This window comes from Pontibacter pamirensis, assembly GCF_010015475.1.
In the GTDB taxonomy this organism is placed as follows: Bacteria; Bacteroidota; Bacteroidia; order Cytophagales; family Hymenobacteraceae; genus Pontibacter; species Pontibacter pamirensis.
In genome coordinates this window covers 92,900-113,251 of record NZ_SSNI01000003.1, presented here as the reverse complement: position 1 = coordinate 113,251, position 20,352 = coordinate 92,900, and the positions used below count along the sequence as shown (strand labels likewise).

At 47.5% G+C, this 20,352-nt stretch carries 17 protein-coding genes; 13 read left to right on the top strand and 4 right to left on the bottom strand.

The window, feature by feature from the left end:
* Window positions 1–12: 12 nt before the first annotated feature.
* Window positions 13–2,574, bottom strand: coding sequence for a sensor histidine kinase (locus E1919_RS27485; protein ID WP_237144003.1), 2,562 nt, complete (start codon window positions 2,572–2,574; stop codon window positions 13–15).
* A 340-nt stretch (window positions 2,575–2,914) separates the two neighbouring features.
* Here E1919_RS27485 and E1919_RS04655 point away from each other — a divergent pair, with 340 nt between their 5' ends.
* Both E1919_RS04655 and E1919_RS04650 read left to right on the top strand, forming a co-directional pair.
* On the top strand, window positions 2,915–4,000 hold the full coding sequence (locus E1919_RS04655; protein WP_162052184.1) for a sensor histidine kinase: 1,086 nt from the start codon (window positions 2,915–2,917) through the stop codon (window positions 3,998–4,000).
* 101 nt (window positions 4,001–4,101) lie between these two features.
* Complete coding sequence (locus tag E1919_RS04650) at window positions 4,102–4,482, top strand: response regulator (RefSeq protein WP_162052183.1); 381 nt, start codon at window positions 4,102–4,104, stop codon at window positions 4,480–4,482.
* Window positions 4,483–4,503: 21 nt separating this feature from the next.
* Here E1919_RS04650 and E1919_RS04645 read toward each other — a convergent pair whose 3' ends face one another.
* Window positions 4,504–5,595, bottom strand: a complete 1,092-nt coding sequence (locus E1919_RS04645; protein ID WP_162052182.1) for a PAS domain-containing sensor histidine kinase — start codon at window positions 5,593–5,595, stop codon at window positions 4,504–4,506.
* 278 nt (window positions 5,596–5,873) lie between these two features.
* Here E1919_RS04645 and E1919_RS04640 point away from each other — a divergent pair, with 278 nt between their 5' ends.
* Window positions 5,874–6,260, top strand: a complete 387-nt coding sequence (locus E1919_RS04640; RefSeq protein WP_162052180.1) for a response regulator — start codon at window positions 5,874–5,876, stop codon at window positions 6,258–6,260.
* Window positions 6,261–6,406: 146 nt separating this feature from the next.
* Here the strand turns inward: E1919_RS04640 and E1919_RS04635 are convergent, their stop codons facing one another.
* Entirely contained in the window at window positions 6,407–6,820 is a 414-nt protein-coding gene (locus E1919_RS04635) for a hypothetical protein (protein WP_162052178.1), read from the bottom strand.
* A gap of 321 nt (window positions 6,821–7,141) precedes the next feature.
* Here E1919_RS04635 and E1919_RS04630 point away from each other — a divergent pair, with 321 nt between their 5' ends.
* The 10 genes from E1919_RS04630 (at window position 7,142) to E1919_RS04590 (ending at window position 19,575) form a co-directional block, all read left to right on the top strand.
* The gene (locus E1919_RS04630; protein WP_162052177.1) at window positions 7,142–7,936 is read left to right on the top strand and encodes a hypothetical protein; all 795 of its coding nucleotides are present in this window, start codon (window positions 7,142–7,144) and stop codon (window positions 7,934–7,936) included.
* Between the two features lie 63 nt (window positions 7,937–7,999).
* A complete protein-coding gene (locus E1919_RS04625; RefSeq protein WP_162052176.1) occupies window positions 8,000–8,920 on the top strand; it encodes a hypothetical protein in 921 nt (306 codons plus the stop codon).
* A gap of 21 nt (window positions 8,921–8,941) precedes the next feature.
* The gene (locus E1919_RS04620; protein ID WP_162052174.1) at window positions 8,942–9,616 is read left to right on the top strand and encodes a response regulator transcription factor; all 675 of its coding nucleotides are present in this window, start codon (window positions 8,942–8,944) and stop codon (window positions 9,614–9,616) included.
* A gap of 1 nt (window position 9,617) precedes the next feature.
* Window positions 9,618–10,931, top strand: a complete 1,314-nt coding sequence (locus tag E1919_RS04615) for a sensor histidine kinase (RefSeq protein ID WP_162052173.1) — start codon at window positions 9,618–9,620, stop codon at window positions 10,929–10,931.
* Window positions 10,932–11,161: 230 nt separating this feature from the next.
* Entirely contained in the window at window positions 11,162–11,947 is a 786-nt protein-coding gene (locus E1919_RS04610; RefSeq protein ID WP_237144000.1) for a DUF4382 domain-containing protein, read from the top strand.
* 782 nt (window positions 11,948–12,729) lie between these two features.
* Window positions 12,730–13,731, top strand: coding sequence for a glycoside hydrolase family 43 protein (locus tag E1919_RS04605; RefSeq protein WP_162052172.1), 1,002 nt, complete (start codon window positions 12,730–12,732; stop codon window positions 13,729–13,731).
* Between the two features lie 278 nt (window positions 13,732–14,009).
* Window positions 14,010–15,272, top strand: a complete 1,263-nt coding sequence (locus E1919_RS04600; RefSeq protein ID WP_237143999.1) for a PQQ-dependent sugar dehydrogenase — start codon at window positions 14,010–14,012, stop codon at window positions 15,270–15,272.
* 602 nt (window positions 15,273–15,874) lie between these two features.
* Window positions 15,875–16,774, top strand: a complete 900-nt coding sequence (locus E1919_RS04595) for a sugar phosphate isomerase/epimerase family protein (RefSeq protein WP_162052170.1) — start codon at window positions 15,875–15,877, stop codon at window positions 16,772–16,774.
* 119 nt (window positions 16,775–16,893) lie between these two features.
* Window positions 16,894–17,484 (top strand): DUF7133 domain-containing protein, encoded by a 591-nt coding sequence (locus E1919_RS27480; protein WP_237143998.1) that lies wholly within the window; start codon window positions 16,894–16,896, stop codon window positions 17,482–17,484.
* 3 nt (window positions 17,485–17,487) lie between these two features.
* Entirely contained in the window at window positions 17,488–19,575 is a 2,088-nt protein-coding gene (locus tag E1919_RS04590) for a HEAT repeat domain-containing protein (RefSeq protein ID WP_237143996.1), read from the top strand.
* Window positions 19,576–19,741: 166 nt separating this feature from the next.
* Here the strand turns inward: E1919_RS04590 and E1919_RS04585 are convergent, their stop codons facing one another.
* Window positions 19,742–20,173 carry a hypothetical protein gene (locus E1919_RS04585; RefSeq protein ID WP_162052168.1) on the bottom strand — a complete coding sequence of 144 codons (432 nt, stop codon included), beginning with the start codon at window positions 20,171–20,173 and terminating at the stop codon, window positions 19,742–19,744.
* Between the last annotated feature and the right edge of the window lie 179 nt (window positions 20,174–20,352).

Here is a 20,352-nt window from a genome sequence, read left to right as displayed (position 1 = left end):
TACTATTAGGGGTCAAGTAGTTTTAATAGGTAATTCAATTACAAACACTGAGCCCTCACCCTCTTTCGTTTCCACTTTTATGGCACCATCATGTGCTTTTATAATGTCGTAACTCATCGATAAACCCAGGCCCGTTCCTTGTCCGGTTGGTTTGGTGGTGAAGAAAGGCTGGAAGATTCTGTCTAATATACCTTGCGGAATGCCAGGGCCGTTGTCTGTCACTTTGATAATCGCCTTCCCGTTTTCCTTGGTGGTCGTTACCATCACAATCGGTTTATATGTTTCTCTTAGCTTCTGTCTCTTTTCATTTACTGCGTAAAAGGCATTGTTGAACAGATTCAAGAACACTCTTCCGATATCCTGGGGAATGACATATATCCTGTCCAGGCTCTCATCAAAGTCCGTTTTTATCTCTATACTGAATGTCTTGTCTTTTGCCCGCAGACCATGATAGCTCAATCTTACATACTCGTCGCACAGGCTGTTGATGTTGGTTAGCTCCTTTTTACCCCTGTGGGTTCCCGTGTGCTGCAGCATGCCTTTCACGATGGCGTCCGCTCGTTGGCCATGGTAATTTATTTTTTTCTCGTTTTCAACCAGGAGATCGGCAATTACCTTCACTTCATCGTAATGGCTTTTGCTGATCTCGTCTTTCATCTCAGCAATCAGATCTGTATTAACGTCAGAGAAGTTATTGATAAAGTTGAGGGGGTTTTGTATCTCGTGTGCAATGCCTGCCGTGAGTTGTCCAAGTGAAGCCATTTTCTCGGCCTGGATCAGCTGTTGCTGCGCCTGCTTCAGGTCGAGCAGGGTTCTATCCACCTGTTGTTTGGCTGCCTCCAGCTTACTGAAATCTTCGTACCGTGCATAGGCTGTAGAAAACGCATCAGCCAGGGATTGAATCAACTTCATCTCCTCTTCACCTAGCAAAGCAGTGTTTCCCACATACAGCATGCCCTGCAGAAAAGGTGTAAAATGTATGAAAAAGCCTCCACCTGGCAGAGTACTCAGGTATTGTTTTTTAGAAGTGAAAATGCCACGATCTACCAAAGCACTGCCGAATGCGGTATAAGCTTCCTCGTCCCAGAATTCTGAATATGTCTTTTTATTTTTCCAGTGAAGGACGATTTGAGCAATATTTCCAGGGGCATCGTATGGCAGGTCAAAAGCTGCAACTGCTTTACCATCAGGTGTAGAGAGATAGGTATGACTGACTTGACGCAGATTATCCATGATAAATACACCGCAACGTATGAACGGAACGCCAAGTACGGTGAGTTCATTCCATATCAGGGGGGTTATTTTTTCCAGATCACGTGCCGTGCGCATGGATGCTGTCTCTGCACGAACCCTGTCGAGCGAAGCCTGTTTTACTGCTTCCCTTGCCTGTGCCTCCGCAGTTCTTAAATCCAGGTAACGGCGGTAGGTTAGGCTAACAACCGCCGCAAACCTGCTTAATACAGCACATGCCTCCGCATCCAGCGGTTCTTTAGAAAAGGTGAAAAGAGCTCCTTCATTAAAATAGAAGGATGTGCTGGATTGCTTCTCAACAGTGACACTCTGGGTAAATTGAGAAGCATTGTTTGAAAGCGCTTTGTAATAATTCACGACATCATCACCTGACAAGTCATACCTGAAAACCGGCTCTTTTCGTATCCAGGCGTGGTAAGCAGCCTCCAGCATAGGGTGAATAGTCATGGATACGTTGCCTGTTGCCTGGCCTATTGTTCCATCCTGGGTGGTAGTGGCTCTCCATACCTGCATTGTTTTTGCTTTTTCATCAATGATGATCAACCCGCAGCGCAATAGCGGAATGCCGAGTTTATCCAGCTCACTAAAAAGTACCCCTGTTGCATTTCCTACAGCATCGCTGCTGTGCATGGCCATGGTACGCGCCCTTAGCCGCTCAAGGGATGCTTCAATTTGTGCTTCTCTTATTTGGACTTCTGCTCTTTGTAAATCGATAAAGCGCTGGTACAACCTTTCAAACTCAACGGCTATCTTTCTGACAACTCCTTTTTCTTCTTCTGTTGCTGGCCTGTTATGACCAAACCCGACATAGCCGAATGTGCAGTACCCCTGGGTAATGAACAATCCATCAGGAAAATCTTCAGGATAATACCTTGCTGCTGCAGGTATGACTGAAAGAATATCATGAAACAACTGAAACACCTGTGGGAGAATTTCCTTAGGGTACACATGGCTGTTCACCTGGTTAGGGCCTCCTTTCTTCCAGTTCTCCACGCTTTCTTTCCATGCGTCTATTGCATCAATGTCAATCTGTTGCTCTGCCTGAACACGTTGGCCACCTCTTCCCGTTGTCCGGAAAGAGAATCTATTGTTCTTTACATCAAAGAGCGTGAGGTGTGAGAACACCGGATAGATGCCTAAGATATCATACTGCTCAAAAAGGACAGACAATACATCACTCAGCTCAAATGTATGATGCATGTCCATGGCCCTTGCACGAACTCGTTCCAGAGCAGCTTCTATCTCCAGTTCGCGTGTATTTTCTGCTAATCTTTTCTCAAGTTCAGCTATTCTCCATTGAAGTTTTTCCTCCTGCTCTATCATAGGGATTAACTCGTTAATGCTCTTTTCAGTGGCAGAATATACTTTTTATTTTCTAATTTTTATACAAATTAGTATACTAATCTAAATATTAGCTTTTCAGTAAAACACAGCAATTTCAGGTTGTGCTTTCCCATTCTGTTGAAGCCGTTCATCGATGTGAATCATGCCACAAGGGAGTTTGCTTTACCGTTTTTACAGACTCTCAGGTTGTGTCTATCGGCACTTATGTTCGGTAGTTCCAGAGAGCAAAGAAATTCAACTTACAGTAAATCCAAAATAGAAAAACTGCTTTATTTGCTTATTTTTGTATGTTAAAACTACCCTAACAGAACCATTACCCATGGGGCAATTATCCAAAAAGACAGAAGGACATCAAAAACTTATAAAGCTGAACGATGAGTTGGAGAACTATTTCAGCAATACGGTCATACCACAGCTTTTTGTCGATGCCGACATGATACTGCGCAAGTTCACGCCTCCCGCCATGACGCATTTCCATCTATCCCCGGCTGACCTGGGCAATCACATAGACGAAGTGTCCAGTAACATCCGCTTTCCGACTATCATCGAAAACATTAAAGAAGTCATTGGAAGCAGCAAGAACTTGGAAAAAGACATCCAGACGACCGACAAAAGGTGGTACCAGATGAACATCCTGCCCTATATCATCAGGAAAGAGAACAGAACCAACGGCGTCATCATCACCTTCATTGACATTAACGACCGCATAGAGGTGCTGCGGGGGTATGAGAAGCTCAACAAGAGGTATGAGAACATCATCTATAGTATATCTCATGACATAAAAGGCCCTCTTTCCAACATAAAGGGTCTGGTTAACATTTTGTTGGAAATATCCGGCAGTGAAGAAGACACACAGCAGCTATTGAACATGCTGAGTTTGTCTGTGGACAACCTCCAAAGCACGGTCGTGGAACTCTCAGACATAAGGGAAAGTGACACCGATTTCGCCAGGGAGGCAGAGCGGGTGAACTTTGAGAATCTGATAGAAGACGCCCAAATTGCCTTGAAAGACAGGATACATGAAACGGAGGCGCAGGTTAATTGTGAAATAAGTGAAACCGAGATAAACCTTTCCCGCAAGAATGTAAGGAGCATCATCTACAACCTTCTGAGCAATGCCATCAAGTACAAAGCACCAGACAGAGCGCCAGCGATAAGCATCAAAACCGAGAAGTCAGGTGCTTACACGCTGCTCTCCGTCAGCGACAACGGGGTAGGCATAAAGGAAGATAAGAAGGAAGTGATATTTGAGCGAAACACCAGATTGAGAGATGATGTGGAAGGAACAGGATTGGGCCTTTTCATCGTGAAGCGAATGGTGGAGGACGCAGGAGGGAAGATTGAGGTGGAGAGCATGTTGGGTAACGGCACCACCTTCAAGGTTTTTTTAAAGGGGCAACAGTAAACCCCTTTCACCGCTGCCATTGCATCCTTTTGCCCCTCCAAATTCTGGATAAATGCGTATAACTATTTAAACATTTTCATAATTTAGTGCACCTGAGTTAAATGAAGCAAGTTGAGAGAGTCTTGGTCATAGATGACGATGCAAACATTATTTTCCTGACAAAGCGACTGCTTAGCAGTGTGGGAATAGAAAAGCAGGTAGATATTGCTTATAATGGAGTAGAGGGGTTGGCGCATATCAGAGAGGCTGCTGCGCAGGGGCGGCTTCCGCAGCTTATCCTGCTGGACATCAGAATGCCGGAGATGGATGGCTTTACTTTTATGGAAGAACTGGATAAGCTAAACCTAAACCTCACTGACACTAAGATTGTTCTGCTCAGCAGTTCCCAAAGCCCCTGGGACAGGGAAAAGGCAGCGAAGAGTTCGGCAGTCGCTTTTCTCCACAAGCCGCTCACCAAAGAAACACTCCAAAGCATCATATAATAGCCGGTGGCACCAAAGCGGCTAGTCTTTCGGCATCCTGATGTAGAAGGTCGTGCCGACATTTTCCTGGCTCTCGAAGGTTATCTTTCCTCCGTGCAGTTCCACGATGGTCTGGATGATGGACATGCCAAGCCCTGTCGTTTTCTCTCCCCGCAAACCTGCCCTGCGTGCTTTCGTGAACCTGTCGAACAGATAGGGATGCACTTTGGGTGGAATGCCGATGCCATCGTCAGCCACCGTCAGCAGCACGTGGTCTTCACTGTCTTCCACCGACACGGTAATGCTGCCGTTGTCGTGCGTAAACTTGATGGCGTTGGAGACAAGGTTGTTCATCACCTGCATAAATTTCATCATGTCTACATAAATGTAGACGGGCTTCTCTGGCGATATGAGCTTGAAATGTTTGTTTACCAGTTTTTCCCGCTCTATGTAGTTGTCCACCATAATGGATATGTTGTTGGCTATATCCGTCTGCTCTTTGTGCAGCACCACCTGGGAAGACTCCAGGAACTCCTGGTCCACAAAATCCCGAATCATGTCAGAGCCCTTGATGGCATCCTGCCTGATGAAGTCAATTAATTTACGGGTGTCCGGGTCTTCCGGGGCCACCTGCTCTTCGAGGGCATGGATGGCACTCTGAATGTTGGCGAAGGGGGCAGCCAGGTCGTGGGAAAGTATTTCTAAGGTGGAGTTCTTTTTGTTGTTGTACTTCAGGATATTATGGGTGTACTCTTTGTCTGCCGTGATGTCCTCCGCATATCCCCCTATCAGGTGCTGGCTGCCCTTCTCGCTGCGCAGGAAGCAGACGGAGAGTCCTATCCACTTGGTGCGCTGGTCAGGCTGCACGATTCTGAACTCGGCTTGTGCCTGCTCACGGGTCAGCAGCAGCTTCTGGCACTGGTGGGTCAGGAACTCCCGGTCATCTGCGTGGATGTAAGACAGCAAAGCAGTGGGGCTGGTCACGTTTTCAGGCTTTATCCCCCAGAGTTGTTCGAACGCAGGGGCTATATAGGTGAATGCGCTGCTGATGGTGTCATAGCTGAAATACACCTGTCCGAACTGTTGGGCGACCTGCTCTATGAAGAAACTGCCGAGTGTGTTATTGCCTTTCATGAAGGGTGTCTACTGAAGTTGATATTGAATCTGGTGGCTTACTTTGTAGTGTTTTTATACTGCCACTAGTTATTTATGTTTAGTAAATACTCCAGCCCCCAGAGATGCACAGGTATTTGTTTGCCTGAAGGAGAGGGAGAACAGAAGGTGACTTTAAAATACGTGTTATTTGTAGTGAATGTACGTACTTTTGCTTTGTGCACATAAGTTACACCAGGTAACTTCACAACTTATAGATATATGAGCTAGCTGGTATAACAGCAGCACCCCCCGACTTTATGGAGCCAATTGAAAGCATTCTGATTATTGATGATGACGCAACCAGCGTCTTTTTGACGAAGCGCCTGCTCAGTGGCATGGACAGTAACTTCCGTATCCTTACCGCACAGAACGGGCGGGATGCTTTGGCAATACTGAAAGAAGCAAAGGAAAAGGCAAGGCTTCCCCAACTTATCCTGCTCGATATCGACATGCCCGTTATGAATGGCTTTGCGTTTCTTGAAGAACTCGGAAGGCTAGGGCTTGTGAATCTAATCGACACGAGGATTGTGCTGCTCACAGCCAGCCAGAACCCGAGGGAGATAGAGCGGGGCAAGAATCAACTGGCGGCAACATTCCTGCACAAGCCGCTCACAAAGAACAAACTGCGGAGCATCATCTACTAGTGCATTGCTTGTTACAGCGGAAAAACACCCTTGTCTGGTTGCCTCCCTTCGCAGCGTCACTTACAGCGGAATAATCTTATCCTGTTGTTGCCGATGTTTTTGTTAATAGCGCTGTAGAGCGCTTGCTGCCTTAACTGAGGAATCTTTTAAGCTTTTCCTCCGAGCCATTCTAAGGCAAGTGCCTTGCTGCTGAAATTCTCTAATTTAAAAGGCAGTGCCTGTACCTGGCTGATGTGCCTGATGTTTTGCTGCGCTGTATTCTCCACAGTGGCGCTTGGTGACTGTACCCGTGCCACCTTCTGCACCCGGGTTCTCGCCAGCCCCGCAGCAAGATAAGTGGCAATTTCCCGGCTCTCCACATCCCCAACGGAGATAATTGTTCTGGTAGAATCGAGCAGGAGCCGCTTCACGTCATAGTTCTTAACAGTATCCAGCAAGATGTCTACACTGCGCTTTATCTCGGGGAGAAGGTAGTCATGCAGGTCAGGGTACTCTACCTCCATGATATCGGTAGCCGGGTTATAATCTAATCTTATAAGACTGTTGTTAAACAGGACCATCTGTGTAAGAAGTAAAGGTGTGTTCAAAGATAAGCGATTATTTATGGAATAATCAAACAGCCGCCATGTTAGATTTATTACATTTTATCTAATGCATTAGTAGACAGATATATTTAAAGTATTATATTTGAATAATATTGATAACCTTATATTTGATGCCTCTTTTAATAGGAGGGCTGTTAAAAGAGGCATCAAATATAAGCACTGTTCGTTAGCACCACTTATTTTCAAAGTAAAATATACTAAAAAAGCGTTTCTTCATTTTCTCTTCATCTTGACTATATAGCTTTGGTACATCAACACATATAACCCTTTGAGACAATGAAAAAATTAACATCTCTATCCGTTGCCTTTTTATCTGTGACCCTTGCTCTTGCTCAGACTAACACAATTGCAATAACTGCCAAAGCAACGGTGCATACAGCGGCATCTAGAGCGCATGAAGACAAAACAAAGTCAGAAAACAAAGGACAGTCAGTGGCCGGGGTAGCGAAAAGCACAGCCGCAGATGCAAAAGGCGTAAGTGAAGTAGCTTTTGATAATGATAGCCATGCAGGTGCCGGATTAGCAAAAAAAGCAGAAGTCTCCAGTATAGCAGACGGCCAAAAAACTGAACAGGAAGGTGGGGGAACTGCCTCTGTTGCTCAGCAGGCAGAAGCTGCTGCAGCGGCCAGGGCAAAGGTCAGCAAAGAAGAAAGTAACAGGGCAACTAATCGGGCGGAGGCTGAAGTAAACGGCCAGGTAAAGAAAGCAGAGACGCATGGTGCCGCCGTAGCAGCAGTAGTGCAGGGCACACCAACTCAGGGGCAGGAGAGAGGCCAGGAAGTAAAAGAAGTGGCTACCACAAACCAAAAAGAAAAACCTGCCAAGGTAGAAGAAAATGTTGCGGAGGCTGTAAAAGTGAAACCGGCTGTGCGCAGAGGAGGTGCTTCACGTGCTGCGGGTGCTGCCCGTGCCGCAGGTGCAGTTAACGCAAGAAAAATGGGTGCAGCAGCCAGGGGAGCCGCAAACGGAGCAGCCAAACCTGCAAAAGTAAATACAAATGGAGCCTCTGCACGTCCTGTACAGGTTGGTGGTGCAGTTAAAGTGAACAACAGAGTAAAGCTTCGCAATTAATAGAATACCTTACATTAATAATTCAGCAGTATGGCCATTGGGTACAGACTGCTGCTTTTGCGTATGAACCAACTTAGAATTTACTTTATGTTGTTTGGGTGGCTGCTTTTAGCTCCTGCCCTGATCACAGCCAAACCGGTGGCGTTAGCCTTGGCTGACACAACAGCGGGGGTGGATACTGCAAAAGCAAAAAAGGACTGGTGGACAATTGGGGCCGAAGTAGCTAATAATTCATCCTTCTTTGGCCGCAACACCGCACAACGCTTTCCCTATGCAGCAGCGTCTGTTACGTACCTGCACCGTACAGGTCTTTGGGCGTCGGTAACATCCTATAAGTTGTTCGATACAGAGAGTTATGTAGATGAAACAGATGTATCTTTGGGCTATAGTTTTAAAATTCGGGCTCTGGTGGAGACCAACATTAGCTACTCCCGCTTCATCTTTGGTGAAAACACCCCGTTGGTAAAGGCTGCAACCTCTAATGTACTTTCGGTTAAGGGTGCACTGGATTGGGGAATACTTTATACCGGTTTAACCACCAGCTATGTATTTGGAGATAACCAGGACGTATTTACGGTACTGGAAAACTCCAGGTTTATTCCGCTCAACCCCCTTTGGAACGGGAGGCGTGTGATTGGCATAGATCCAAAGGCTACCATAACAGCTGGTACACAGCATTTTTACGAAACCCACACTATTACAAGGAATGGTAGTGGTGGAGGTGGTAAGCCCGGTAAAGGCAAAGCACCTGGAGGCATTTTAGACCCAGGGACAAACAACAGTGGCACCACAACCACCACCTCAACGGAATCTGTCAGCAGGTTCAATGTCCTGAACTATGACTTTAAGTTACCTGTGGTTATATATCTTGGAAGCTATGAGCTAGAGCCTGCATACAGGTATTCTATTCCGGTAAATCAGATAGAAGGCGACGAGTCGGAAGCACAGTCTTTTTACTCTTTTAACATAAGCTACACCTTTTAGTTTTTACTTACTCAAGCACCCATGCATATATTGATTGTAGAGGATGAGAAAAGCCTGGCGTCAGAACTGGAGCACTTTTTAACGAAAGAACACTACCGCTGTGACATCGCCCACACAGGCAGGGCGGCTTCTGAGAAAATTGCCGTTAACAGGTATGATTTCATCCTGCTTGACCTGGGATTGCCGGATTATCATGGGTTAGACTTACTTAACGAGGCGAGAGAACTGGAGCACCAGCCAGCTATTATTATACTTACCGCCCGCGGTACCGTGGAAGACCGCATAGAGGGCTTAAGCCGCGGGGCAGACGACTACCTCCCGAAACCGTTTTCCCTTCTGGAACTGCAGGTACGCATGCAGGCCATCCTGCGCCGTAAATTCAATGTGAAGTCTTCTGTTCTGACACTGCATGGCTTAGAGATAGACAGCAGTTCCAGACGCGTAAGCTATGATTCTTCGGAAATATCCCTAACCAAAAAGGAGTTTGATTTGCTGCACTACCTGCTGCTGCATAAGAACAGGATTCTTACACGTCTGCAGCTAACGGAGCACATCTGGGGAAATGTACTGGAAGATGATTATGACTCCAATTATATTGATGTGCACGTTAAGAACCTGCGTAAAAAGCTGGCGGCCTATGTTCCGAATGATTGGCTGGAAACAGTGCGGGGTGTAGGCTACAGATTAAGCATATAAGATGCGGCTACAGTCAAAGCTTACCCTCTCCAGCGCGGTTTCTAAAGTTGTTATCTTGTTGCTGCTGGTTATCCTGCTGCCGCCTCTTATACACAGGGTGGCCTTGCACAATACCGATAAACGCCTGCTCGAAAAGAAAGAGCAGGTGTTTGATATTATCGAGGAAAGGGGCATAGAATCGTTTATAAGCAATGAAACGGATGACATGTACGGCAGCTATAATCTGCTGAAGGAAGAGTTTATTTCCTTAGAACCGATTGCCGCCCCACAGATAGATAACAGGATAGAAAACAGCTACCGCAAAGTTGAAAACGAGGTACTAGAGTACCGTGTGCTGAGTCTTGCCTTTGAGGTAGAAGGAGGTACTTACCTGCTGGAAATTGGGCGCAGCCTGTCCACTATACGCGAGACAAGCGACACGATGCAACAGTATGCCATTTACTTTCTTGTGGCTATTGTGCTCCTCACCGTCTTTATCGAGCTGGCTTTTGTGAAGATTCTTCTGCGTCCGCTCACCCTCATTATCTGGCGCCTGCAGCGCATCGGCCATCCGGATTCCTTTAAGCCAGTCAAACTTGGCACTACTACCACCGACTTTGTATACCTCAATGATACCATTAATAGCATGATGGTGCAGATAAAGGAGGCGTTTCTGAAAGAGAAGGAATTTATCGGAAATGTGTCGCATGAGCTTCTGACGCCTGTTTCTATTTTACAGACCAAGCTGGAGAACCTGCTTACTGATCCGGCCATGCCTGAGGAGATGCTGGTAAAACTGGTGGAGAGCCAGAAAACCCTGTACCGCCTGAAGAGCATTATACACGCTTTGCTCCTTATTTCACGCATTGAAAATGAGCAATACCTCAAAAATGAGGAGGTGAGCATGAAGACACTGGCTAAGGATGTCGCAGAAGAGATTGAAGAGCGAGTAGAGGCAAAACGTTTGACTTTGGACCTGAACGTTACGGAGGACATGACATGGAAAGCCAACTATTCCCTGCTTTTTACCATGCTTTTTAACGTGGTGAACAATGCCATTAAGTATAACAAGCCAGGGGGAACTGTATCTATAGTGGGACGAAACACGGATGGGGGCTATACACTAAGCGTAACGGACACGGGCGTTGGAATGCCGGAAGATCAGCTACCCAACATTTTCAACCGCTTTAAACGCCTGCAGGTCCCGGACGGAGAGAGCTATGGTTTAGGATTACCCATTGTAGAGACAGTGGCAAAGTTTCATAACATCCTGCTGTCTGTTACATCCCAACCTGGCAGTGGTACTTGTTTCTCCTTTTTGTTTAAAAATCCTTGATTTTATTTCTGATTCAGAGATTGTATTCTTCATAGTAAGCCTCTGGAATAACAAAAAATAAAGTATCACCTTGATTGCTTTCAGGAAAGCTCCTCCTTGTCCCTCTCAAGTCTTTTGATTACAGCGCCTCCTAAGGTTTAATAAATACAAATATTAAAATATATTGTTTCTTCATCTTGTCTTCATCTTCATGTATGATATTTGTCATATAACTTAAACATTTAAATATCATGAAAAGAAAACACCTTATCCCCCTTATGTTAAGCTGCCTTGTATGGTTCAGCGCCTGCGACAGTGACAATGACAGCACAGGTACTGCTAAAATGGAAGTTAGAATGACAGATTCACCAGGTGACTATGAGGAAGTGAACGTGGATGTGCAGTCGGTGCAGGTACACAAAGAGGTTGAGGGGGACGAGTCTGGCTGGATAACACTGGATGAGATAAACCCTGGTGTTTACAACCTGCTCGACTTTGCAAACGGTAAAGACACGCTTTTAGCCAGCTCTACCCTGCCAGCCGGAAAAATTTCCCAAATAAGACTTATCCTGGGCCAGAACAACTCTTTAAAGCTGAAGGATGGCACTGTTACACCGCTCGTGACGCCAAGTGGGCAGCAGTCGGGGGTGAAGCTGGAAATTAATGCAGAACTGGAGAGTGATGTAACATATGTCCTGCTGCTGGATTTTGATGCAGCCAAGTCAGTAGTAGCCAGAGGCAACGGACAGTACAACCTGAAGCCGGTGGTGCGCACCATAACACATGCGGTTGCCGGAGGCATAAAAGGAACGGTTACACCGGCTGAGTACATGCCGGGAATTTACGTGATTTCTGCTGCGAACGATACGATAGGTGGCTTTGCCAACGAGAGCGGTGATTTCCTGGTGAAAGGTGTGCCGGCAGGTATCTATACTGTTAAGTTTTATACAGAGGGAGACGCACACAATAAGACTGTAGAAAACGTAAGCGTAACGCAGAATCAGATTGTAGATCTGGGAGCTGTAACACTTGAATAACACACTTTGCTTTAGTAAAACAAAAGGAGCTTCTCTGCATGAGAGGCTCCTTTTGTTTTGAGGTAAAGTTACAGCCTTTCAGCTTTTCGTAGTCCAATATAGTTAAAGCGCCGCCGGGTACCGGAATGGTTTCTGCGTTGATGTTCTTTGGTAAGTTCCCATTCTTTACTTTCCACACTCACTTTGTTTCCGATTCCGAAAATTTACCTATAATCTCACCAATCTTACCTCTCTTTAGAGTCATTACATCAGTCAGCACCTCCTTTAGACTTTCATGCCTGAGATGGTCTTTCACAGTCATCTTCGTCTTGGCCGGTGATACCTTTACAGCTTTATAGTTAACAACTGGCATTATGCAAAAGTCCCAGCGGGACAACCTGTTGATTGAAAAAAAGTCTTACTATTTTTTAACTCCAGCGGAGCGGCCTGTTAAGTACATGTTTACAGGCTGAACTTGCTACATTTGACTGAAGGCTTTAATAGTTAGATTAATTAAAGTATTAAATCTGACTATGATGGAAGACATGTATTCGATGCCACCTTCAAACGAATGGCCATTGGCCTCTCCTGTATTGGGAAATCGGTAAAAAAGGTAGCCGCTCAGCCGGGCGTAGACCCCGGACGGCTGGGCGAGTGGCGGCAGAGAAACAGCCCTTGTACAACCAGGCTGTGGCTACCTGAGTAAAGTATCCAGTAAAGCCTTGCGATTCCAGAAAGCTGATGCAACGTTTATTGGAGAAAACAGAAATTGAAACTTCACATACATAAGTAATTATAACACAATGGAATATAAACGAGTGTTGTTTCTACTAGCCCTCATCGTCCTCAACCTGGCCCCGGTTTTCTCACAAAACAGGGAGCCGGTGATAAGAAAGGATGTGCCCTTGGATTCCATTCGCCTGAGCGACCCTTTTATCATGGCTGACAAAAAAACAGCGTTGTATTACATGACAGGAACAGGAGGGATGCTGTGGAAAAGCAAGGACCTGAAGAAATGGACCGGCCCGTATAATGTGGCCAAGACAGACCCAGACTCGTGGATGGGAGAGAACCCGATGATTTGGGCCGCAGAACTGCATCAGTACAAGGGCAAATACTACTATTTCGCCACCTTCACCAACCGGGATGTGAAAATCGATACGGTGCGGGGGAATGTCATTGAGCGCCGTGCCAGTCATATATTAGTCAGCGACAAACCCGACGGGCCTTATGTTCCCATGCAGGACTCCGTATACCTGCCTGCAGACAAACCCACTTTAGACGGCACGTTCTGGGTGGAGAAAGACGGAAAACCTTATATGGTGTACTGTTATGAATGGCTGCAAAACTGGAACGGCACGATAGAAAAGATAGAATTAAAACCGGACCTGAGTGGCTCTGTAGGCGAAGGGAAGATGCTTTTCCGTGCAAGCGAATCTCCCTGGAGCAAGGAGCGCGACGAAGCAGGCAATGTCATTCCAAATAAAGTAACCGATGGTCCCTGGCTGTTCTACACTCAAACCGGTAAATTGGGAATGTTGTGGACAAGCTGGGTTCACAACGTCTATACGCAAGGCGTGGCCTATTCTGAGAGCGGTACATTAGACGGCCCCTGGGTGCATGAAAAAGAGCCGATAACACCGCCCGACTATGGTCACGGCATGATGTTCCGCACTTTCGAAGGTAAACTGCTCATGTTGGTGCACAGCCACAAAGAAGATAAAAGCGGGCGCTACATCCGTATTCCTCAATTCTTTGAAGTAGATGATTCGGGAGACAAGCTTGTCGTGGGGAAAAACCTCTAAACCAAGGCAGCACCACCCAGGCGGGAAAACCCTGAAGTATAATTAAGCTGCCCACCTGGGGCAGGCGTACCGTATGCTGAGGCGGCTACAGGCACCGATGATCAAACTTCAGCAAGCGTATTCAGGAAAACACCCATTCGCATGCATGAAACCCTCTATCGGAGGGGCGTAGGTTTTGGTTCTAAGAAAAACAGGAAGACGAAACAATATGGATTGAAGCAGCCCTTTATTAGTTTTACCGTATGAACACAACCTTTAAAAGTATGCTTTATAAAAACATGATAAAAGAACCAATGACGAAAACGAGGCTGACAATGGCGGCAGGACTTCTGCTTACCCTGGCCTCCTGCGGAGATAATACCTCGGAGCAATTCCAAACTGACCAAAGCGGGGGTGCAGCTCCTACCGTGGCAGCTCCACCGGTAGAAACCAAAGAACCCAACACTGCCTACCAACCGGCCTTTCCGGCTCAGACCAGGGCCGCCGGAGTAAAATCAACCACCGCGTATGAAGGAAAGGTGCTGACGGACGGACTCGAAAAGCCATGGGGTTTAACCAGTATGCCCGATGGCAGGCTAATTATTACCGAAAAAGCCGGCACCATGCGTATAGCCTCTTTATCAGGGGAGCTAAGTGCCCCCATCACCGGCATTCCGAAAGTAAATGCTGAGGGGCAGGGAGGCCTGCTCGGCATCAGGCTTGATCCTGATTTTGAACAGAACAGAATGGTTTACTGGGTTTTCTCAGAGCCGCTACCTGAAGGTAATTTAACCTCCGTAGCCAAAGGAAAGCTTTCTGCAGACGAAAAAAAGATAGAGGGGGCGACTGTCATATACCGCGCCACTCCGGCTTACGATGGCACACTGCATTACGGAGGAAGGATCCTTTTTGACAAGGAGGACAATCTCATCATCAGCACCGGAGAGCGCTCGGACACGGTTACCCGGCCGCAGGCGCAGCACCTTGATTCCAGCCTGGGAAAAATTATCCGGATTACCAAAGCGGGAGAACCCGTGGGTGGTAACCCGTTTGAAGGGGAGGCAGGTGCTAAGCCGGAAATTTATTCCTATGGTCACCGGAATGTGCAGGGGCTTGCCTTTCACCCGGAAACAGGGGATCTCTGGGAGAATGAATTTGGCCCCAGGGGCGGCGATGAGCTCAACAGAATTGAAGCCGGCAAAAATTATGGCTGGCCAACCATCACGTACGGGATTGAGTACGGCGGCGGGAAAGTAGGGGAGGGCATAACGCAGAAAGAAGGGCTTGAACAGCCGGTTTATTACTGGGATCCAAGTATCTCTCCCAGCGGGATGACTTTTTACAGCAGCGACAGCATACCGGAATGGAACAACAATCTTTTTATTGGTGGGCTTAGCGGCATGCACATTGCAAGGCTTGTGATAGAAGATAATAAGGTGGTGGGCGAAGAAAGACTGCTGGAAAGTGAGAAGCAGCGGTTTCGTGACATCACCCAGGGCAAAGATGGCGCCTTATATGCGGTTACTGACCAGGGAAGGTTATACCGGGTGTATAAGAAATAGCGTCACTAGCATTAAGAAGTTCATATGCTGAAAATAGAAGAGGCTCCCCATCTTAGGGAGCCTCTTCTATTTTATAAAAACTGGAGAAAGTAAGGCTGTTTAATAACTCGTCTAATGTTCAATAGGAAGGCTCCACCTTTAGCGTAAGCGGTAAAAGGAGATGTTGCGAGATGCTTTTATGTTAAATCGCTCGAAGAAACAAGATTAGGACAAAACTCTGCCCATACAACATAATTTTGTTTAGGATATGACCAAGAATTTATAAATGTACCTCAATTCTTGACCACACTTGCTCCTTAGGGTTTCAACGACATCTCTTTTTGTTTATATACAAAACATAATAAACGGGAGCAAAAAAGAGATAAAGTCATCAGTGAAGGCTTAGAAACAGTAAGATTAAATAGATTTTTTTTAATTTAACATAGCAATTTGGTAAACACTTGCATGTTTCTAAGATAAATACTATCAAACTAACGTCACAAAAGCAAGGGTGTTGTCCTTAAAAAGCCTTCTTATCTGGTGGCCTTACGAGACAAGGAATAAAAACGAAGGCCTCCCTTTGCAGCGCCCATAACTTAAGGTTCAGAAATAGATTTTAGCTTATGAAGAAAGAAGAAACCCGAAGAGATTTTCTGAAGACCGCCAGCCTGGGTATGGCAGGTCTGTGTGTGGCAGGATCTGTCGTGGCCCAAGCAGCCGTGCCTCTGAGAGAGAGCAGAAAGAAAGTGGAACTTGCCATCGCCACCATTACCTGCGATGGCTTTGGGGATATGAATTTTGAACCGGCCTTCGCCATCATCCCCAAACTCCCTTTCAAAAACGTGGAGTTTAATTGCTGGTACGCCCGTAATCTTACCCCTGCAGGTATACGCAGCATCAAAGAACGCTGCCAACAGCATGACCTTAAACCAGTTTGCGTGCAGGGCAGTTCCTTTGGCGCCTCGGGCAATATCATCAAAGATGTAACCCACAAGATCTGGAACATGGAGGCCGCCCGGCAGCTGGGGTGCAGGCGGGTAAAGTTCACCGGAGCCGGGCGAGGGAAAGACGGTGGGTTGGAGGCTATCATTCAGGTGTTAAAAGAGATTGCACCTGCCGCCGAGGAAATGGACATGCTGATTCTGTTGGAGAACCACGCCAACAACAACCTGGAGAACATAGCAGATTACGATGAAATTTTCAGTGCCATTTCCTCTCCCAATGTAGGCATGTGCATGGACAACGCACACTTTGACGGCGCGAATGTGGACCTGATGGAAGTGGTAGATCGGTTTAATTCGAAGATACTCCACATTGACCTGAAGGATACGGAGCGGAAAGGAGTTCACAAGGTGGTGCGGTATGGGGAAGGGGTAACGGACAATGCCGGAGTGGTGGAAAAGATGCTGGCTCACGGATACAGCGGCTACCTGCTGATTGAAATGGCACCTCCAATAAGCCATTTAACCCTAGAAGAAGATCTGAGAAGAGTTTACCAGCTTTTTCAGAAATACGAACGGTAGCGGTTTTACCTGTCTCAACGTTCTGCCAGGTACATTCTTTTGCATCGACACCTTGTTCAGTGTGTGAGCATTTTTCTTTTTCAAGTTTGCATCAGTAGCCTGTACAAATCATTTATACCATGCCTGACACCACAAACTTTTCATACCGGTTCTCCAGTATATTGCTTATTCTTAGCTTGCTTATCGCCGGCTTGATGCCCTTATGCAGCTTCGAAAATGCTTCTGAAACTGATGTGCTGGATAGGCCGCGCGTTTTAGATGACCGCCTTGCGTTGACGCTGTTTGCCGAGAATCCCGATATTGTCACCCCAATCGGTATTGCCGTTGATAGCCTAGACCGGGTTTTTGTGCTGGAATCACACACGCACCTGCCGCCAAAGGATTATGCTGGACCTGATGGTGACAGAATCAAGATTTTCGTGGACCAGAACCGGGACGGCCACCCAGAGAAAAGCTCCGTTTTCGCTGAAGGCTTTAAGGAAGGCGTCAACATCGCTTTTTCTCCGGAAGGGCACCTGTACGTCGTGACATCCAAGGCTGTTTATGCAGTGTATGACCGGGACGGTGACGGAGTGAGCGAGGAGCAGGTGAAGGTGTTGCACTTAGCCGAGCCGGATTATGTGTATGCCCATGCTGCTCTGCTGGGCATCACCTTTTCTGCGGATAACTGGATGTATGTATCGCGGGGAAATACGGGCAGTGCACCCTAGAAAATGGTGGGTACTGATAATTCTTATGTAAGCGGCTATGGTGATGGTGGAAATATCGTGCGGGCACGCCCGGACGGCTCTAAGCTTGAAGAAGTGGCCACAGGGTTCTGGAACCCTGTAGACCTCAAATTTGACGAGAAGGGGCGGCTGCTAACCGTAGACAACGACCCTGACAGCCGGGGGCCAAACAGGCTGGTGCATGTGGTGCCGGGCGGTGACTACGGCTATAAGTCGCTCTACGGCGGTAGCGGCATTCACCCTTACCTGGCCTGGAACGGGGAGCTTCCGGGAACGCTGCCTTATGCTGTGGGACTGGGAGAGGCACCTTCCGGCTTGCTTGACGCGAGCCAGGCTGCTCTTCCGCAGGATTACCAGGGGCAGGTGCTGGCGTCAATCTGGGAAGAGAGCCGGGTGGTGCGTGTTAACCTTGCACCCAAAGGAGTGTCTGTAACAGGCAGTACACAAGTTATTGTCGAGGGCGACCATGAGTTCAGGCCGGTTGCCTTCGCCACAGACAGCAAAGGAACCGTTTATTTTACAGATTGGGTGCTCAGGGACTACCCTAACCACGGGAGGGGTCGTATCTGGAAATTAGCCGCCCGACCAGATGTGAAAGTTACGAAACCGCATCAGCCATATGCTTCTCCCTTACAGAACAATGTTGGTGAGCCGCTGCGCAAAATTTACGCTGCAACCTCACCTGCCGACGGAAAACAGCTCATGAAGGCACTGCAGTCAGAGGACCCTTTCCTGCGGCACGCCGCTACGCATGTGCTGACTCGACCCGCTTATCAGCAGCAGGTGTTGGAGGCAACAGCCAGCCCCGACCCGGACGTACGGTTAGGAGCCATGATAGCACTTCACCGGTCCGGCCAACAGGATGTGGAGCCGATTGTGAAACGGCTGCTGTCTGACCCGGATGTGCGGGTGCGCCAGAGGGCGCTGCTGTGGGTTGGGCAGGAAGGTATGACAGCACTGCGACCTGACATTAACCGGGCCTTGGCAATTAACCCGGTGTCGCCGGACCTGTTTGAAACATATCTGGAAACTGTGAAGCACCTTTCATCCGCTTTTATCCAATCTTACCGAAATAAAACAGAGCCTTACGCAAAATCCATCAAGCGACCCTTGCCGGACCAGTTTATTCAAAATTTTATTTCCGACAAATCCAGGCCGCCTGAGCTGCGGGCGATGGCCATCAGGCACCTTGAAAAGCCGGCAGAGCAGGTCCGGTTGCTTACGTCTCTCCTCGCTGCAGGCAACGATGCGCAGTTGCGTTTGGAGGCAGTGCGGGCGCTGGCCAGTGTGCCGAACGAAGAGGGGGCGGAGCGCCTGTTGCAGCTGGCTTTAACACCTTCCAACCCAACCACCATACGGGCAGAGGCATTGCTCTCTCTGACCCGGCAGCCTGTAGACCTGTCGGCGAAGGTAGTGCCTCTGCTTCAGGACGCAGAACCGGATGTTCAGATCGAGGCTGCCCGGTATCTCCGTGCCCGCTTGTCTTCTGAAGAATTCCGTCAGGCATTGCAGTCAAATTTTAAAGCTTCAATTGAAGTCAAGGAAGAGCCCCTGCAGCAGCAGTTTGCGCTGGCGCTATCGCCTTCCAATGCAAAGGCCCCGCTTCCTGCCCGCCCGTCGTCACTCCAGGAGTGGGAGCACGAGCTGGCTGCTGGTGGCAATCCCCAACGAGGCCGCAGGGTGTTCTACTCGCAGCAATCGGCTTGTGCTTCCTGTCATGCCGTGCAGGGGCGGGGAGGAGACCTGGGGCCTGACCTGACGAATGTCGGTTTATCTAAATCCCGTTCGCAGTTGGTATCTTCTATTTTGCGACCCTCAGAAGAGGTTACCCCAGAATACCAGGGCTGGTTTATCAAGCTTAAAGATGGCAAAGTGCACCAGGGGCGGCAGATAGATATAGGCGGCAACAGTATAAAGCTATACACCCATACAGCAGGATTTGTGTCTTTCCCGAAAAAGGAAATTCTGGATTACGGCATGATAAAGTCTTCCCTGATGCCTGAAGGTCTTGAAGCACGTCTCACAGTAAGTGACCTGCGTGACCTGATTTCTTTTCTGGAGGCGAAAAAGTAATGTACAGTATAAGAGCTGGTATAAAGTTGAAACTGCAAAAGAATGCTTATAGAATCAGAAGATAGCTGATGAGGAGTTCACAGGACTTTCTGCACTAATTGCCCGGGTGAGGGGAAAGAATTACTGTGCCCCCCCTTTAGCGATACTGGCGAAGGCAGGTTATACCTTATGGGGTATAATCATTTTCTCTTTGTTTCGCAAGCAGCCAGTCGATGGCAACTGCTCTGCTTGTAAAAAGGCCGACCTCTATCTGGGAACTAATTTTACTACTGAGCACTGCCTCTCCCGCTGATTCACCGAAAGAACCCGGGCGAGCTATATGCGCTAAATACCGGATGCCTGATGCATAGGCACGTGGTAGCCACTCCTCCGCTATCCATGTTACCGAGTCAGCCCATGGACCCGAGAAATCTGTGTTGTCATTTAACCTGTAGGCACAACTGGTGCGCTCATGTACCTCTAAACCGGCAATAATCGCTTGCTTCAAATCCTGCTTCGTGGCAGTACCATACCAGGTAGCTTCCACTATATGCGTCCTGCTCTTATATTCTATTCTATAATATGTCCTTACAAAGACATTTTTTATTTCCTTCAGCATAAAATAGTATGTTGCTTATATATCTTATACTTTTAGACCTGCAAAGGTAAAAGAATAATTAGAAGGTAAATAGTTTATAACTGTTATGTTTTTAGCATTTAGTTTGGCCTCTGACCTCCCAGTAAGATTCAGCTGGACGTAGATTTGTCGGTCAGAAAAGTCGGAGTGTACCTGGGGAT

Bases quoted from the DNA above. Each gene is read 5' to 3' on its own strand.
- E1919_RS27485 (WP_237144003.1), bottom strand. From the start codon at position 2,574: ATGATAGAGCAGGAGGAAAAACTTCAATGGAGAATAGCTGAACTTGAG.
- E1919_RS04655 (WP_162052184.1), top strand. From the start codon at position 2,915: ATGGGGCAATTATCCAAAAAGACAGAAGGACATCAAAAACTTATAAAG.
- E1919_RS04650 (WP_162052183.1), top strand. From the start codon at position 4,102: ATGAAGCAAGTTGAGAGAGTCTTGGTCATAGATGACGATGCAAACATT.
- E1919_RS04645 (WP_162052182.1), bottom strand. From the start codon at position 5,595: ATGAAAGGCAATAACACACTCGGCAGTTTCTTCATAGAGCAGGTCGCC.
- E1919_RS04640 (WP_162052180.1), top strand. From the start codon at position 5,874: ATGGAGCCAATTGAAAGCATTCTGATTATTGATGATGACGCAACCAGC.
- E1919_RS04635 (WP_162052178.1), bottom strand. From the start codon at position 6,820: ATGGTCCTGTTTAACAACAGTCTTATAAGATTAGATTATAACCCGGCT.
- E1919_RS04630 (WP_162052177.1), top strand. From the start codon at position 7,142: ATGAAAAAATTAACATCTCTATCCGTTGCCTTTTTATCTGTGACCCTT.
- E1919_RS04625 (WP_162052176.1), top strand. From the start codon at position 8,000: ATGAACCAACTTAGAATTTACTTTATGTTGTTTGGGTGGCTGCTTTTA.
- E1919_RS04620 (WP_162052174.1), top strand. From the start codon at position 8,942: ATGCATATATTGATTGTAGAGGATGAGAAAAGCCTGGCGTCAGAACTG.
- E1919_RS04615 (WP_162052173.1), top strand. From the start codon at position 9,618: ATGCGGCTACAGTCAAAGCTTACCCTCTCCAGCGCGGTTTCTAAAGTT.
- E1919_RS04610 (WP_237144000.1), top strand. From the start codon at position 11,162: ATGAAAAGAAAACACCTTATCCCCCTTATGTTAAGCTGCCTTGTATGG.
- E1919_RS04605 (WP_162052172.1), top strand. From the start codon at position 12,730: ATGGAATATAAACGAGTGTTGTTTCTACTAGCCCTCATCGTCCTCAAC.
- E1919_RS04600 (WP_237143999.1), top strand. From the start codon at position 14,010: ATGATAAAAGAACCAATGACGAAAACGAGGCTGACAATGGCGGCAGGA.
- E1919_RS04595 (WP_162052170.1), top strand. From the start codon at position 15,875: ATGAAGAAAGAAGAAACCCGAAGAGATTTTCTGAAGACCGCCAGCCTG.
- E1919_RS27480 (WP_237143998.1), top strand. From the start codon at position 16,894: ATGCCTGACACCACAAACTTTTCATACCGGTTCTCCAGTATATTGCTT.
- E1919_RS04590 (WP_237143996.1), top strand. From the start codon at position 17,488: ATGGTGGGTACTGATAATTCTTATGTAAGCGGCTATGGTGATGGTGGA.
- E1919_RS04585 (WP_162052168.1), bottom strand. From the start codon at position 20,173: ATGCTGAAGGAAATAAAAAATGTCTTTGTAAGGACATATTATAGAATA.